The following is a 15537-nucleotide window of genomic DNA, read 5'->3' on the forward strand; positions in this document are numbered from 1 at the left end:
GGTGCTTGCTTGGTGTCTTTTTGCCTTCGTCGTTAGTCTTTCACCGCCGAGCAGGTCGCAGGGGACTGTGGGCGAGGATGAAGCGGCGTTCGCCGGCGGTGGCGAACTTTACGGTCGCGCGGCGGTTAGCGCCGCTGCCGCTGAGGGCGACGATCTTGCCGGGGCCGTGCTCGGGGTGCATCACCGTCATCCCTTGGATGAACGCGTCGGGGGCGATGCCTGAGGGCTGGACGGGCGCGGCGCCGGCGAGGCGCGCCGCGGTGGTGATCTGAGCCGCGGGAATCGCCTTCACCGAAGCAGGCTGGGGCGATGACGATCCCGCCTCGTCGTTTCGATCGGCGTTGGCGCCGAACTCGAAGGAGTCATCGGCGGCATCTGAGTCGACCTCAAAATGATGCGAGTCGTCATGCAGATCGTGGACGTCTTCCCAGTCTGTCGGAACGTCCCAGCTGCCGGGAGTTCCGATCGAGACGAGTTCCATCTCTTCGCGCGGCATTTCGAGTAAGAACGGGCTCGGTACCGTGCGGCGGCGTTGGCCGCGGAAGTCGCGGTGGACGGCGTAGCTGAGTTGCAGCTGCTCCTTCGCGCGGGTGATGCCGACGAAGGCGAGGCGGCGTTCCTCTTCCAGCTGCTCGTCGTCGTTGATGCTCCGCTCGTGCGGCAGCAGCCCTTGTTCCACGGCGACCACGAACACGACTGGAAACTCCAGTCCCTTGGCGGCGTGGAGCGTCATCATCGTCACTTTGTCGCTCTCGGCCTCCCAGCTGTCGGTCTCATTGACGAGCCAGGCGTTTTCCAGATACTCCTCCAGATGGCCGCCGCCGGGATGGGCCTCGTCGAATTGGCGGGCGTCGGTGAGAAGTTCTTCGATGTTCGCCAGGCGGTTGAGGTCTTCCTCTGATTCGCTGTCTTGCAATCCTTCGCGGTATTTGGTTTCAGTGAGGATCGTGCCGAGGATTTCTTCGAGCGCGGCGCCCGCGAGGAGGCTGAGGCGGTCGATCAGCGCGGCATACTGCGTGACTGACTTGATCGCACGAGCGTTGAGTCCCTCGACCTGTACGGCCTCGCGGCAGGCCTCGAGCAGCGAGATGCCGTTGACGTAGGCGAACTCGCCGAGGCGGTCGATCGTCTTGCGGCCGATGCCGCGGACGGGGGTGTTGATCGTGCGGAGCGCGGCCTGATCGTCGCGGGGGTTGTTGATGAGCTGGCAGTAGGCGAGCACGTCCTTGATTTCTTTGCGCTGGTAGAACTCTTGGCCGCGGATCATCTGGTAGGGGATGCCGTGCTCGCGGAGGCCGCGCTCCAGGACGCGCGAGAGTGCGTTGACGCGGTAGAAGACGGCGAAGTCGCGCGGGCGGCGGCCGGCGGCGATGCCCGCCGCGATTTGATCGGCGACGCCGCGCGCCTCGTCGTCCTGATTGCCGTATTGCACGAGCTTGACCGGATCGCCTTCGGCGTTGTCGGTGTAGAGCGATTTCGCCTTGCGGCGCATGTTCAAGCGGATCAGCTGGTCGGCGACGCGAAGGACGGCTTTCGAGCTGCGGTAGTTCTGTTCGAGCCGCACGACTTTCACCTGCGGGAAGTCGCTTTCGAACTGGAGGATATTCTTGATGTCGGCGCCGCGCCAGCCGTAGATCGACTGGTCGGGATCGCCAGTGGCCGCGAGGTTCGGATGGTCGACCGACATCGCGCGGAGCATGACGTACTGGGCGCGGTTCGTGTCCTGGTACTCGTCGACGAGGATGAAGCGGTAGCGTTCGTCGAGTTCGGCGCGGACGTCGTTGTTCTGGTAGAGCATGTTCGCGACATGCAGCAGCAGGTCGTCGAAGTCGACCGCGGACGACGCGAGGAGCCGCGCCTGGTAGGCGGGGTAGACCTCGGCGACGATCTGGCTCAGCGGGCTGCCGGTGCGGGACTCGTAGCGCTCGGCGGTGATCAGCTGGTTTTTGGCGGCGCTGATCGCGCTGGCGATCCGGTCTGGAGAGTAGTGAGCGGTGCGAATTTTGCCGGCCTCGATGACCCGCTTGAGCGTTTGGCGAGAATCGTCGGTGTCGTAGATCGTGAAGTTCGGCGTCAGCCCGACGAACCCGGCGTACTCGCGCAGCAGACGGGCGCCAAAGCGGTGGAACGTGCTGACCCAGACGCGAGAGCCCGGCGACATCGCGTCGACGCGGAGCTTCATCTCCTCGCTGGCTTTATTGGTGAAGGTGAGGGCGAGGATCTCGCGCGGGCTCACTCCTTCGCGCAGCAGATGGGCGATGCGGTGGGTGACGACGCGAGTCTTGCCGGAGCCCGGGCCGGCGAGAACGAGCATCGGGCCTTCGACATGGCGGACCGCTTCGCATTGGGCGGTATTCAGATTGGCGAACAGCGGGTCCACGGCGGGGCGATCCTGCGAAGCGGCGGCGTCGGTTGCGAGAGCTAGCAGTTGTTATGGTACGCCTGTCCAGTTCGGTGCGCCAATGCTAGCGGCTCCCGACACCGTTGACGACGTTTGAAAAAAATGATGCTGTTTGGGCGAAAATTACGCGCGCACGACGATCGGGTTTGTTATATTGCTTCGCAAGTTAGGGCTGTCGCAGCGGAGGCGACGACGCGCTCCGGTGCATGGACGACAGCCGCCGCTTTCGCGCCGGCGCATGGTGCACTGGGTTTCTACATTCAGGGGAGGGATTCCCGTATGTCGCGCATTCCGCTCAATCAAGTCGAACTGGCCAACCAGGGAATGAAGGACCGGTTGGAGATGAGCACGGCCGAAATCGGCCTCGCGGTTCGCACCACCAACTGCCTCGAAGAGCGAGGCATCTTCACGGTGAATGATCTGTTGCATTGCACGCGCGAGGATTTGCTGAGTATTTCGAACTTTGGCGAGAAGACGCTCGAAGAGGTCTATAAGTCGCTGGAGAAGATCGGCTTCTGCCGGCCGGTGCGTCCTGGTCGGCCGCGCTAGGTGTTCGGCAAGGGATCGAGCAACTCTCACGGCGATTCTTGCTGGCACTATAGGAACGCTAATCTTCGCTAATCGACGCTGATGAGGTTTTCATCGGCGCGGGTTAGCGTCGATTAGCGTTCTCTTCTTCTTCGTGCTCTAATTCTTGCCTTGGCGGCTCGTTTTCCGCCATCGCCGCGCTCGACCGGCGCGCCTCTCACTTTGGCGACTGAACTGGCGGGCGGCGCCGTTCGTAGGGATCGGGGTGCGAATTATTCCGAACCCAACGTTGCGTTGCGGCAGCACCCGCATTCGGAGCGTTGCATTTTCGCGACATTGAGCCGGCTCGGGCCCCCAAAATGGGACCACTTCTCGCCAGGATGGCGGCGCCGCTGGCTGGCGCAAGCTACGCTTTCACGATTGGGCGGCGCTACGCCCGTCGGCATGCGGCTTGCTCCGAGAAATCGCAGCAAATTCGCGCGGCCGGCGACGCTGGCCGTGCAAGCTTTTCCCAGAGCGCAGACTCTCCCCAATATGTATTGACGACCAAATGGCTGGCTGGCGCCGAATAATCGTTGCCAACCGGCCTGTCGGCGGAGTAAAGATGAAGGTTGGGGGATCACTCTCCTCGTACACTTTTGCGAGAAGGCAGTTATCATGACTCGTTTGTCTCAAACCACTCTTGGACTGGCGGCCGCGATTGTTGCGCTCGCATTGTCGTCCGGCGCGCCGGTTCACGCGCAGTGCTCAACGTGCGGAACGCAGACCGTGTTTTCGCCGGTGATCGCGCAGCCGCAAGCGACCGTGGCGTTTTCGCCCGTCGTCGCGGCGCCAACGGTGGTGGCGTCGCCCGTGATCGTGCAGCCCCGCCAGGGCTGGTATCCGGGGCGAATGCTCGACAATTGGCGGATGAACCGCTGGGGGGTGAGCAACACCGCGTGGGTGCAGCCGCAGACGGTGGCGTTCGCCCCGACCGTGCAGACTGTTGGCTTCGCGCCGTCGCCTGTCGTCCAAACGGTGGGCTTCGCTCCAACGGCGACCGTGCAGACGGTGAACTTTGCGCCAGCGGCGCCGTTTGTCACCGGTTTCGCGCCGATGCAGCGGACTGTCGTTGGCTTCGCGCCGACGGCTACCACGGTATTCAGTCCGGCGGTGATCGAGCCGGTGGTAAGCAGCGGCTGCTCGGCCTGCAGCACGTGTGCGACGGCCGTGGCGCCCTGTTCGGCGTGCGCGGGATCGACGACGGTCGTGGAACAAGCAAGCTTCTCGTCGCCTGTCACCACGGTGGCCCCGGCGGGCGGTTGTTCGTCGTGTGCCGAGAGTAGCGGCGGCGTGCCGACATATTACAGCCAGCCCGCCGCGTCGCCAGCGAGCGTCGCGCCGGCGACAATGCCGAGTACTGGACCGGCGACGCCGCAGCCTGAACTGGCAACAGAACCGCCGCCGGCCGCGGCCACGAGCCCTTACGGCGCCAATCGCCAGGAAACGCCCGCCGGAACCACTCCGGCGGCCAGCGCCACTGGCCCTGAGGCGCCGGGCGAGAAGAGCACGCTCGCGCCGAAGCCGCTCTCCGATGCCGAGCAGGAGACCACCACGCCTGCCGCTGGCGACACAAGCACGTTCCAGGCCCCGCCGCTACTCGGTCCGCAGAACAACCGGACGGCGAATCGGCCAACAGTTGATATTCATGACGCCGTGTATCGTCAGCCAGCCCGCAAGGCGACGGTCGGCACGACCAACGTCGCCAAGCCGGTGACCCCGGCGTCGACGACGGCGCCCGAGACCGATGCCAACGGTTGGTACTCGGTGTCGGAACGCTGAAACTACGATCCAGCGACAACCGCTCACCGAAGGCGGCGGTATCGCACTCAGTACGAAGCGACCCAGACGTCCTCGTCGCGCTGCGACGGGGGCGTTTTTTTGTGGTGCTGCCTTTCGCTCGCAGTGACGCTCTATTCGAGCGACATGAGTCCGCAACGTGATTCAATAAAGCCTTTACCACAGAGGACGCAGAGCACGGAGGAAATGCCGGAGGATTCACTCCGCAGTCTTCTCTGGGGCCTCGGTGGTGAAGGCCTATCGCCGTCACAGTTGACCAAGCTTCGGAGTCGCGCCTGAACGGCTCCGAGTTCGTAGAGCAAACGGCGCCGCGCGGGCGGGTTGTTGACCCGCGGCTAGAAGCCGTCCGCGAAGCGGTCGAGCGGGGGTTGGGGCGCACTCGGCGGAGCGTCCTTGCGGACGACCTTGTTCTTGCGCTTGTCGTCGGCCTTGCGCTTCTTCTCGGCTTCGCGGCGCATCTTTTCAAACGTGTTTTGGTTTTTCGCCAAAGCTGCTTTCTTAGAGTGAATGGTGCGAGTAAAAAGGTAGTTGCGACGATCTCGCCGGAATCGCAACGTGGCGGTCGCTGAAACGCGGGCCAGTAAGCTAGTATAGGCGAGCGTCGAGGGCTACCGAAACCTCAAGTAACTTCGTGAACGCCGTAAATAGTGAGATTTTGCGATGGCAAATAAGGATCAATCGAACAAAAAGGCCAAGACGAACCAGCCGAAGCTGACCGCGAAGCAGAAGAAAGAGAAGAAGGCAGCGAAGGCGGCCAAGGGCGATCGCAGCTAGCGAGCGGCCGAACGGGCGGCGTTAGTTTTGCTTGCAGAAAGACACTTCTGTGGGAGGCGTCTCCGACGCCGACTGCGTTCGCTGCCACGACGGGCGGGAGCAGAGATGCCAAAAAGAGCGTTGCTCAGGCGGCGCGTTGCTCAGGCGGCGAGCGGCCGCCTGTGGCGTGCCGGCGGGCGCGGCGCTGAAATCAGCTACGCGGCCAGGAAATGAACTACAGAGTCGGCGTTTCACCGCGGGCCGTGGCGGCCGCTGCCTTCATAAGGCGCCACGCTTCGCACTCGCCGATCTGTCGAGCGACCATCGTCAAGACTTCATCGAGTTCCCGCGCCACTTCTTCGCCAGAGCGCTCGCCGTTGGCAACGGCGTCGGCGATCAGAACGCCGTTGGCGATGTAGCGCGCATCCTGCTCTTTGCGGCAGGTGTGCCACTGGTCGCCGCCTAGCAGGACTTGCCAGCCGACTGTGGCGACGTGGCGAATGGTGACGACAGGTTCGCTCGGCATGAAAACTCCGGAGGGGCGGCGCGATGGGTTACACCATCGTGACGCGATGCCGCAGGATTGGCAAGCTTACGAGCTCGTGGGCGTGCCGAGTGGGCCCGCCGAACATGGCCTTGGCGCGCTCGACGCACCTCTGGCCTCCGACCGCCGACCTCTCCTAAACTGGCCGCATGACGAACCAAGAAATCGCCGCCGTGTTCGAGCAGGTCGCCGACCTGCTGGAATATCAAAGCGCCAATCCGTTTCGCGTGCGCGCCTATCGCAACGGGGCGAAAAAGATCGGCGAGTTGGCCGAGCCGTTGGCGGCGATCCACGGCGACGCAGCGCGACGGCTGACCGAGCTGGAGGGGATCGGCAAGGACCTGGCCGAGAAGATCGCCACGCTGCTGGCGACCGGCACGCTGCCGATGCTGGTGGAGCTGCAGGCGCAGATACCGGCAGGGGTGCTGACGCTGTCGCGCGTGCCGGGCGTGGGGCCGAAGAAGGCGGCGGCGCTGCACAAAGAACTGGGGATCAGCTCGCTAGCCGAGCTGCGCGCCGCCTGCGAGGAGCAGCGGGTGCGCGGGCTGAAGGGGTTTGGCGCCAAGACCGAAGAGACGATTCTGAAGGGGCTGGCCGTCGCCGAGGAGGCGGGCGTCCGGATGCGGTGGGCCGACGCCGAGCGCGTCGTCGATGCGCTGTTGGAGCATATGCGCGGCGAGCCGGCGATTAAGCAATTGGAGATTGCCGGCAGTTTTCGGCGGGGGCGGGAGACGATCGGCGATCTTGATCTGCTCGTCGACGCGACCGACGTGCCGGCGGCGATGGATCGTTTCGGCGCGTTCCCCCAGGTGCAGGAGACGCTCGCCCGGGGCGACACGAAAATGACGGTGCGACTGGCGTCGGGGCTGCAGGTCGACCTGCGCGTCGTCCCCGCCGAGTCGTTCGGGGCGGCGCTGCAGTATTTTACCGGGTCGAAGGACCACAATGTCATTGTTCGCGGGCGAGCGAAGCAGCAGGGGCTGAAGGTCAGCGACTGGGGCGTCTTTCGCATCGAGGCAGCTGAGGGCGAGTCGAAGGAGACCTACATCGCGGGGCGGACCGAGGAGGAAGTCTACGCCGCGGTCGGATTGCCTTGGTTTCCGCCAGAAATGCGCGAAGCACGAGAGGAATTCAACTGGGCGGCGGCCGGCGCGTTGCCGACGCTGGTGACGCTGGAGGATATTCGCGGCGACCTCCACATGCACACGACGGCGAGCGACGGACAGGACTCGATTGAAGCAATGGTCGCCGCCGCGCGGGCGCGGGGCCTAAGCTATGTCGCGATCACCGATCACTCGAAGCGGGTCTCGATGGCCCGCGGGCTCGACGGCGACCGGCTGCGGCGGCAGTGGCGCGAGGTGGATCAAGTCAACCGGCAGTCGGACGACGTTGAAGTGCTAAAAGGCATTGAATGCGACATCCTGGAAAAAGGGGGCATGGACCTCCCTGATGACGTGTTGGCGGAGGCCGACTGGGTGATTGCGAGCGTCCACTACGGGCAGAACCAGTCGCGGCAGCAGATTACCGAGCGGATTCTGGAAGCGCTGGAGAATCCGCACGTTGACATGCTCGCCCATCCCACCGGGCGGTTGATCAATCGCCGCGAGCCCTACGACGTCGACCTCGATCGGGTGATGGCGGCGGCGGTGAAGCATCGGAAGCTGCTGGAGCTGAATGCGAATCCGGCGCGGCTTGATTTGAACGACGTTTACTGCGCGGCAGCGAAGCGGTTGGGGATTCCGATCGTGATCAACACCGATGCGCATCACACGGATGGGATGGACGTCATGCGGTTCGGCGTGCTGCAGGCACGCCGCGGCGGGCTGACGGCGGCGAACGTGGCGAATACGCGGCCTTTCGCGGAGTTCCGGCAGTTGATCGGCGGTGAGTAAGTTGAGGGAGTCAGAATGGAACCGCCAATAAACGCGGATGAACGCAGATTGCATTTTTTGGCGTTTATCCGCGTTTATCGGGGGTTCCAATATTTGTTTGCATTCCCTTGGCGGTTACTCGTTTTCTAGAGGAGTTCGGAGAGGCGTTTCTCGACAGCGGCGAGATCGACTCCCGCGAGTAGAAATCGCTTCTGCGGATTCGCCGGACTGCTAATCAGCTCGATCGATGATTTGGCGATGCCAAAGGATTTGGCGAGCAGGACAATGATGGCGTCGTTCGCTTTGCCCTTTTCGGGAGCGGCGGTGACGTCGACGCGGAGGGCGCCGTCGTGGTGGCCGGCGAGGGCGTTGCGGCGGGCGCCGGGGCGGGCCTTGACCCGAATGACCGCGCCCTGCGGGTGCGATTCCAAGGGGGTCATCGGCGGAGGCCTTCGACCAGCGACGAACCGACGCGGACGATGGTCGTGCCCTCCGCGACCGCGATTTCAAAGTCGCCGCTCATGCCCATGGAGAGTTCTCGAAGCATGACTGTCGGTGGCGACTCGCGCGCGAGCTCGTCGCGGAGGAGGCGGAGCGCGGCGAAGTTGGCGCGGGCGACCGCGTCGTCGCCGTCGAGCGCGGCCATCGTCATCAGGCCGGCAACTTCGAGATGAGCGTAATTCGGCAGTTCCGGCAGCAAGGCGCGGACGCCTTCGGCTGTGAATCCTTGCTTCGCGGCGTCGCCGGAGCAGTTGACTTCGAGCAGCACACGGCAGGTCGTGCCGAGCGTCGCCGCTTCATCGTTAATGGCCGCGAGCAGCCGCGCGCTATCGACGCTGTGGATCAGAGACACGAGCGGCAGCGTGCGGCGGATCTTGTTGCGCTGCAGACGACCGATGAGGTGCCACTCGACGCCGGCGAGTTCGGGCGCCGCGGCCTTCTCCCAAAGCTGCTGCGGACGAGCTTCGCCGAGCGCATGGCACCCGGCGCTAACCAGCAGCGCGGCGGCGCCGGCGTCGACGTACTTTGACACGGCGACGAGTTTGATCTCTGCCGGATCGCGACCCGCCGCCTGCGCCGCGGCGGCAATACGTTCGCGGGTGCGAGCGACGTTGGCGGCTATCAACTCGCGAGGGGTGGGCATGGTTTGGCGAAGTAAACGAGAAGGTGCAAGAGTAAATGACGAATGACGAAATCCGAATGACGAATGAGATGCGGTTTGACTGCCGATATTCGTCATTCGGATTTCGTCATTCAGTCATTCTACGCCTCAGCCTTCAATCTCCATCAGCTCCTCGACTTCGCCGCTGGGGGCGGCGAAGCGGGCGATGTAGCACTCCGACGAGGTGTTCTGCCCCATGAAGGTGCGGTTGCCGCGGGGGCCTTGCGAGCGGTAGAAGACCCACTGGTCGGCGCCCGCCTGGACGCGATAGCTGACGGCGACATCGGTGGATTTGATTTCCAATGCCTCGGCGACCGTGAGCTGCCGCCACGTTGAGGCGTTGGTGGAACGTTCGGCATTGAGGTCGATGAAGATCGGGCAGGCGACGCTGCGGCCGACGACTTTTTGCGACAGGGTGAGCGTATTGCCGTCGCCAGTAAGTTCGCCGACGCGAGGGTCGATCCGCCATTCGGGGAGGGCGAGCGGCATGACGCGAGCGAGCGGCTTGCCGTCGACGAGCAGCGCATCGCGGGTTTCGCCTTCGCCGCAGAAGAGGACGGCGGGGCCCAGCGGCAATTGCCACGCGTGTTCGAGCGTCGCTTCTTGGCCGCCGTAGAAATGATCGCAAAGGTACAGGAACTGATCGCGGCGGGCGAGCATGATCTGGCGATCGATTCGCACGCCGTCGTCGAGAATTTGCGTCAGCTCCAGATAGTCGACGTCGCGGTCGCTGAACCAGCAGGTTTCTTCCCATTCGTCGGTCGCGGCGACGGGCACGCCGTCGATGCGCGATTCGGTCTTCCAGAGTCCGCTGAGAAGCCGCCGTCCTTCCGCCCAGGCTTCGAGTTCGACGCGATCGCCAGTGTAGTCGACGGCGACGACGGCGTCGGCGGCCGACCAACCGCTGCGGAGGAGAGCGAGGCGAGCCCAATCGCAGTGGTACGGGGCATGCGGCGTCTTGTCGGCATGATCGAGATCTTTGCCGATAAGTTGCTTGCCGAGGAGCGTACGAGCGGCCGTGACGTCCTTCTTCTTGCCGCCGAGTCGCAGCGCGGCCTGGAGAAATTCGGGCTGCCAGGCATCCGACTCCGGGCGGAGTAACTCGGCGCCGGCGGGAGAGGTCCAGCGAAGGGCCTGACGCACCAGATGGCGGTACTGGCGCAGCGCTTTCGAGTTGAACGGCCGCTGTTTGTCGTCGGCGGCGATGGCGGCGCAGCGCGTCCAGCAGGCGAGAAGCGGACGGAGCGCCGCTCGGTTGGCGCCGCGGGGGAGTCCTTCACCGTTGTGGAGTTCGACCAGGGCCTCGCTCAGCGTCTCGCGAGCTGGTGCGCGCAGCGCATGGAGGGGTTTCATTTCGTCGAGGACATAAGACAGCGTGAGCGGCAACTCGCCGGCGAGCTGTTGCTGCGCGACCAGGGCGTCGTCCGAGGCGTCGGGATTCCATGCCTGCGCGCGGCGGGCCAATTCAGTGAGAAAGTCCACGAGCTTCCAGCCAAGGTCGGCGGAAAGCGCGCCGCCGACCGTGCCGAGCAGGTGGGCCGCGGCAAGAGCGCCGAGCGCGAGTTGCCCGTCGGCGGGCGCCCGTTTGGCGGCGGCGAGCCAATCGTTGACCGCGGCCTGAAGTTCCTTGTTACGCTTGCTCTTGGCAAATTTGGCCGCTTCCGATTCTTTGCCGGCGGCGGCGACGAGGTCGAGCAACTTTTGCGTCGAGGGGGCGGGGGTCGCGACCAGCGGGGCCCATCGAAGCGGTTCAGAAGCGGCGCCGCTCGCCGGCCCATACGTGGCGCGCGGCTGGCGCTCGCCCCAGTAGATAAGCCATGCTTCGTGCGCTGGCTGCTTCCCTTTTTTCAGCACGGCTGGCGCTGTACTTCGCCAGAAGCCGGCGCGCGTGACAAGTTGCGAGGGGAGGGCATCGAGCTTGCCGTTAGACTCGGCGGGGGATTCGAGGTGCAGCAAGCCGGGTTCTGCGTTGGGATCAAACGTGGTAGACATACGGGGAGAGCGCTCCGCGGCGGTGGCTGGGTGTGCGTCCTGGCTGGGTGCAGACAGGCCGGCATTGTACGGGGTTTGGGGGAGAGAATCACGGGGCTCCGGTCGGGATTTTCGGGGCAGGGAACGGGGCAGGGAAAACGTCGCGTAGAATTGGGCGCCATCGTTGCGAAATGCTGCGGCGAGCGCCCACCGCCGCTGGCACGGTCTGCCTACTACGGCGTGCTGCCCGCGGGCCATCCACTACACTCTCGTGCAGGTTACTCTGATGCATCTGGTCGTCGTCGTTCATTGTGTGCGGCTGATTGCCGTCGGTACGCTAAGCTCGCTCCTGATGTGGGCGACCCCCGCTCATGCGCAGTTTGGCGGTGCGGCGCCGAAAGCGACCTCTGCAACGGAAGGGAAGGTCGTCGATCCGCCGAAGCTGCCGGCGCCTGAGGGAGCGAAGCGATTGACGAAGGCGGATGAGGTGTGGGTCGATACGAAGAATCACCGCATCTTCGTCGACGGCTATGTGTCGCTACGCGAAGGGTTCCTGGAAATGCTGGCGTGCCTGGCGGGGACCAAGGAGCACGAGTCGATCCTCGGCGTGCGAACAAAGGCCCAAACGGTGCATGCAGCGCTGCTGGCGGTGGGCGCCGAGACGGGGCACCCGGTGCAGTTTCGCCCAAAGTTTGCCCCGCCGACCGGGACGGAGATTGAAATCGAGGTGCAGTGGCTCGACGACAAGGGCCAGTGGCAGAAAGCCCGGGCGCAGGACTGGATCCGGGATTCGAAAACGAAGAAGCCGATGACGCAGCCGTGGGTCTTTGCCGGGAGCGGCTTTTGGAAGGATGAGCAGGGAAAAGACTTCTACATGGCGGAGTCGGGCGACCTTATCTGCGTCTCAAACTTCACGACGGCGATGCTCGATATTCCCATCGAGAGCAGCCAATCGAATGAAGGGCTGCTATTCGAAGCAAACAGCGAGAAGATCCCGCCGCTGGGGACGCCGGTGCGGATGCTGCTCACGCCGAAGTTGAAGGAGAAGAAGTAGGGCTGCGCTGACGCCAATTGGCGTTCGCACTTGGTCCCGCCCCCTAGCCCCTCACTTCGTGCCAGGGCGATCTCAATTTCCGGCAGTCGCGTCGCCGCTTTCGCTGACGTCGTAGCAATAGATCAGGTTTTGATCACGCAGGTAGAGTTTGCCGTTGTTGATGACGGGGTGCGTCCAGATCTTGCCGGCATCCTTGCGTTGGTCGGTCTGCGGGTCGAGCGTGAAGCGGCCATGTTCCTTCCAGCCCTCGATGGAAGGTTCGATGAGCACTACTTGGCCATCGTCCTCGCCGAGACAGTAAAAGCGGTCGTCGGCGTAGGCGATCGCGCCTTTCTTGAGCGATTCGCGATCGCGCCACACCCGCTCGCCCGTCTTCAGATCCTGGCAGACCCAGCCGACGTCGTCTGAAAATCCAAAGACGTGATCGTCCAGAAGAATAACGCCGCCGTGGTGATTCTTCATCACTTTGTTCTCGTAGACGTCTTTGACCTCGCCGTCGTCCCCGATCTCGACGAGCTTGCAGCCGGCGCCGTAACCGGAAGTGACGTAGACCATATTGTCTTTGATGATCGACGTCGGAATCACGGCGACCTTGCCCGGCCAAGGACTCGACCAGAGGACGTTGCCGCTTTTGGGATCGAGGCCGATGACTTGATCGGCCAGGAGCTGCACGAGCTCCGGACCATTCTTCCCCTGGCGGACAACGAGCGACGAATAGTGGGCGCCGGTGGTGACGTCTTTGGTCTGCCAGACGACTTCGCCGGTCTTCTTGTCGAGGGCGGCGATGGCGCCTTGCTCGCCGCCGGGGGTGAAGACCACGATGTCTTCGTAGACGAGGGGCGATTCGGTGAAGCCCCAGGTGGGGATCGATCCGCCCAGTTCTTGCATCGACTTCTTCCACTTCAGTTCGCCGGTGGCCGCTTCGATGCAGACGAGGTTGCCTTGGGCGCCGAGGGCGTAGATGAACTTGCCGTCGACGGTGGGGGTGCTGCGCGGGCCGTCGCCCCAGTTGTTTTCGAGGACGTCGCCGATTTCGACGGCGTCGAGTTCCTTGCCGGTGTTCGCGTCAAGAACGAGGAGCAGCTCCTTGCCGCCGCGGGCCCCCATCGTGTAGAGGCGGTCGCCGACGATTGCCGGGCCGGAGTAGCCGACGCCCGCGTTCTCGAACATCCAGACGCGCGGCGGGCCGCCCGCGGGCCACTCCTGGAGGAGATTCTGCTCCTTGGAGATATCATCGCGATTCGCGCCGCGCCACTGAGGCCACTCGGCGTAGGCGGCAACGCTCAAGAGCGAGAGGGACGCGAACGAGGCAATGAGAACTGCCGAAAGTTGGCTGCGACGCATCGCGGGAGCGCTCCATCGGTGGCTGGTAGGGCAGGGGAGGACGCCAGGCAGGGGGCGTCGGGACGCCGCTGGCTCACGGCGCATGCTACCAGATGGGATGAGCCAGCGGCAACTGGCGGCGGGCTCAAGAGGCGTTGAGAACGAACGCGCAAGTCGGGCGTTTCCGGCCCGACCTGCGGCGTATGCATCTCTTTTTCAGCCCCCGGCTTCGCAGGGGGGTAGTACATCACAGGATGATGCCTACCGGTTTGGTGGCTGCCCCCCCGGCGGAGCCGGGGGCGGAAATAGGCGCGGTCGCTAGTGAACTGCGCTAACTGCCGTGGTCGACGTTCTCCTGACGGTCGTCGAACGATTTAAGCCAAGCGAGCAGCCGCTGCACTTGGCCTCCCTTGATAAGGCTGATTAACAGGCCGGCGGCGAAGCAGCCGACGCCGAGGGCGAGCCAGCGTTTGCCTTTTAGAAGCATCAGCGCGTCGCTGCGGAGGAGAAGTTGCTCGAGCGCTGACGTCGTCGACGAAACCAAGCAGACCGCGAGCGCGACGAGGTTGGCGGTGTGCCGCTGACGTCTCCAATAACAGGCGGCGATGGCGGACAATAACAGCGCGAGGAGCGCATTGTCAGCGGGCGTGGCGGCCGGAAAGAGAACACGATTCAGAAACAGGGCGGCCAGCGCCGAGAAGACCAAAAAACCGGGGCTGGTTTCCGCGATCCACTTGGCGAATTCGTCACGATAAATGAGACCAAGGCAAAGAAACGTCAACACGAAGAAGTGCCAGGGGAGGTAGCCGTTGGCAAACGTGAAGGGGGCGTCGTGAAGAAGAATTGACACTCCGAGCATGGCGTAGGCTACAAACAAGGCGAGACGGAACGAACTGTTTAACCACAGGCCGCGACCGAGGAGGAGCAAACCGACCGCGGTGGCGGGGAGGAGTTGCAGGGGCGCAAGCGTGTCGAGGCTCACCGTGCCGGGACCAGCCCAGGAGAGAACCGCGAGAGTGGCGAGCAACCCGCCCTCGGCGCCGGCGACGCGGCGAAGCCAGAGATAAACGAAGTAAATGGCGATGAGCCAGCCGGCGAGTTGCAACGGCGAGCCGACCGTCGATTGCAGTAGCATGCGATAGAACGACTGGGCGTCGCTCGCGTGGTAACCCGGCAGCGCGAAGAACAGCATGGCGATCGGCAGGCCGACGCCGATGGCGCTGCGCCACGGATTGCGGCGATGGCTCCCCTCGACCCAGAGAAGCGTTGCAGCCAAGGCGAGCGGAATGAACGCGTAGAGTTGCAGTCCGGAAGAAAACCCCTTTTCTTTCTCGAACGAAATGCCGAGCGAGAAGGCCCGCAGCACGCCGCCGACGGCGAGGATGACGAACCACGACATCGGATACCAGGGCCATGGCCAAGGGGCGCCGTGGCGGCGGAGTTCGGTTCCGCGCTGGCGCACGGCGGGAATCAGCATCAGCGCTGTTGCGGCCAACAACGTCGGCAATGCGAGAACGAGCCAGGCCATTTTTTGCTCTTGGTCGTCGAGCGACAGGTGGCCGAGATACGGGGGATAAGCGAAGAGAATCGCCATCGCCGCGTAACATGGTCCGCGGTATGTCCAAGGGAGGGGGACATTGAGTCCGCGGATGATGAGCTCGCAGAGAGCGATCGAGAAGATGAACCCCGCGAGCAGGAAGCGGGCGCCGACGCGGGAGTCGTCGAGGCAGACGCGGTCGAAGCTGGCCGACATCGCGATCATCAGCAAGGCGACGAGCAGCACGAGCGTGCGGGCGTCCTCCCAGACCTTGCCAAAGCGGACGATGAGAATCGCCGCAGCGGCGAGCAGCAGCGTGTATCCAGCAAGCAGCCGCATTAGCAGCCAACCTTGCGTCGGGTCGAGGCCGTCGGCAAACGAAACGTGCAGGCCGTAGAGAGTCAGCAAGGCGCTGATGACGTAGAAGGGATTGTGATTGTAGAGAACGCGCCACCAATCCTGAGCAGCCGAAGGCAGTGCTGGAGCGGGCAGGTCCTCGACGGACGCTTGTTCAACGGACATAGAAGAGCCTCCTCAGGCGGCAGCGACGCCGT

12 protein-coding genes are annotated in these 15537 nt (G+C 64.0%); 4 read left to right on the top strand and 8 right to left on the bottom strand.

Features of this window, described 5'->3' with window-relative positions; translation table 11 throughout:
* Positions 1 to 40 precede the first annotated feature (40 nt).
* Entirely contained in the window at positions 41 to 2380 is a 2340-nt protein-coding gene (locus I41_RS10960; RefSeq protein WP_145432586.1) for an ATP-dependent helicase, read from the bottom strand.
* A 300-nt stretch (positions 2381 to 2680) separates the two neighbouring features.
* Between I41_RS10960 and I41_RS10965 the strand changes: the two genes are divergently transcribed.
* Both I41_RS10965 and I41_RS10970 read left to right on the top strand, forming a co-directional pair.
* On the top strand, positions 2681 to 2950 hold the full coding sequence (locus tag I41_RS10965; protein ID WP_145432587.1) for a DNA-directed RNA polymerase subunit alpha C-terminal domain-containing protein: 270 nt from the start codon (positions 2681 to 2683) through the stop codon (positions 2948 to 2950).
* Between the two features lie 636 nt (positions 2951 to 3586).
* Positions 3587 to 4750: a hypothetical protein gene (locus I41_RS10970; RefSeq protein WP_145432588.1), complete on the top strand. Its 1164-nt coding sequence runs from the start codon at positions 3587 to 3589 to the stop codon at positions 4748 to 4750.
* A gap of 353 nt (positions 4751 to 5103) precedes the next feature.
* Here I41_RS10970 and I41_RS27195 read toward each other — a convergent pair whose 3' ends face one another.
* Positions 5104 to 5256, bottom strand: coding sequence for a hypothetical protein (locus I41_RS27195; protein ID WP_168206808.1), 153 nt, complete (start codon positions 5254 to 5256; stop codon positions 5104 to 5106).
* A gap of 500 nt (positions 5257 to 5756) precedes the next feature.
* The gene (locus I41_RS10975) at positions 5757 to 6047 is read right to left on the bottom strand and encodes a hypothetical protein (RefSeq protein ID WP_145432589.1); all 291 of its coding nucleotides are present in this window, start codon (positions 6045 to 6047) and stop codon (positions 5757 to 5759) included.
* Positions 6048 to 6214: 167 nt separating this feature from the next.
* Here I41_RS10975 and polX point away from each other — a divergent pair, with 167 nt between their 5' ends.
* Positions 6215 to 7957: a DNA polymerase/3'-5' exonuclease PolX gene (polX, locus tag I41_RS10980; protein WP_145432590.1), complete on the top strand. Its 1743-nt coding sequence runs from the start codon at positions 6215 to 6217 to the stop codon at positions 7955 to 7957.
* A gap of 125 nt (positions 7958 to 8082) precedes the next feature.
* Here the strand turns inward: polX and I41_RS10985 are convergent, their stop codons facing one another.
* The 3 genes from I41_RS10985 to I41_RS10995 all read right to left on the bottom strand — a co-directional run bounded on the left by I41_RS10985 (position 8083) and on the right by I41_RS10995 (position 11090).
* On the bottom strand, positions 8083 to 8376 hold the full coding sequence (locus I41_RS10985; protein WP_145432591.1) for a DUF167 domain-containing protein: 294 nt from the start codon (positions 8374 to 8376) through the stop codon (positions 8083 to 8085).
* Positions 8373 to 9080 carry a YggS family pyridoxal phosphate-dependent enzyme gene (locus I41_RS10990; RefSeq protein ID WP_145432592.1) on the bottom strand — a complete coding sequence of 236 codons (708 nt, stop codon included), beginning with the start codon at positions 9078 to 9080 and terminating at the stop codon, positions 8373 to 8375. The genes I41_RS10985 and I41_RS10990 overlap by 4 nt, the downstream gene beginning before the upstream one ends.
* A gap of 126 nt (positions 9081 to 9206) precedes the next feature.
* Positions 9207 to 11090, bottom strand: coding sequence for a hypothetical protein (locus I41_RS10995; RefSeq protein ID WP_145432593.1), 1884 nt, complete (start codon positions 11088 to 11090; stop codon positions 9207 to 9209).
* A 265-nt stretch (positions 11091 to 11355) separates the two neighbouring features.
* Here I41_RS10995 and I41_RS11000 point away from each other — a divergent pair, with 265 nt between their 5' ends.
* Complete coding sequence (locus tag I41_RS11000) at positions 11356 to 12123, top strand: YdjY domain-containing protein (protein WP_145432594.1); 768 nt, start codon at positions 11356 to 11358, stop codon at positions 12121 to 12123.
* Positions 12124 to 12195: 72 nt separating this feature from the next.
* On the opposite strand, the gene I41_RS11005 is transcribed toward I41_RS11000, so the two are convergent.
* Together I41_RS11005 and I41_RS11010 are read right to left on the bottom strand one after the other, a co-directional pair.
* A complete protein-coding gene (locus tag I41_RS11005; protein WP_145432595.1) occupies positions 12196 to 13467 on the bottom strand; it encodes a PQQ-binding-like beta-propeller repeat protein in 1272 nt (423 codons plus the stop codon).
* Between the two features lie 310 nt (positions 13468 to 13777).
* Entirely contained in the window at positions 13778 to 15505 is a 1728-nt protein-coding gene (locus tag I41_RS11010) for a hypothetical protein (RefSeq protein WP_145432596.1), read from the bottom strand.
* Positions 15506 to 15537 lie beyond the last annotated feature (32 nt).

This window comes from Lacipirellula limnantheis (assembly GCF_007746075.1).
GTDB classification, from domain to species: Bacteria; Planctomycetota; Planctomycetia; order Pirellulales; family Lacipirellulaceae; genus Lacipirellula; species Lacipirellula limnantheis.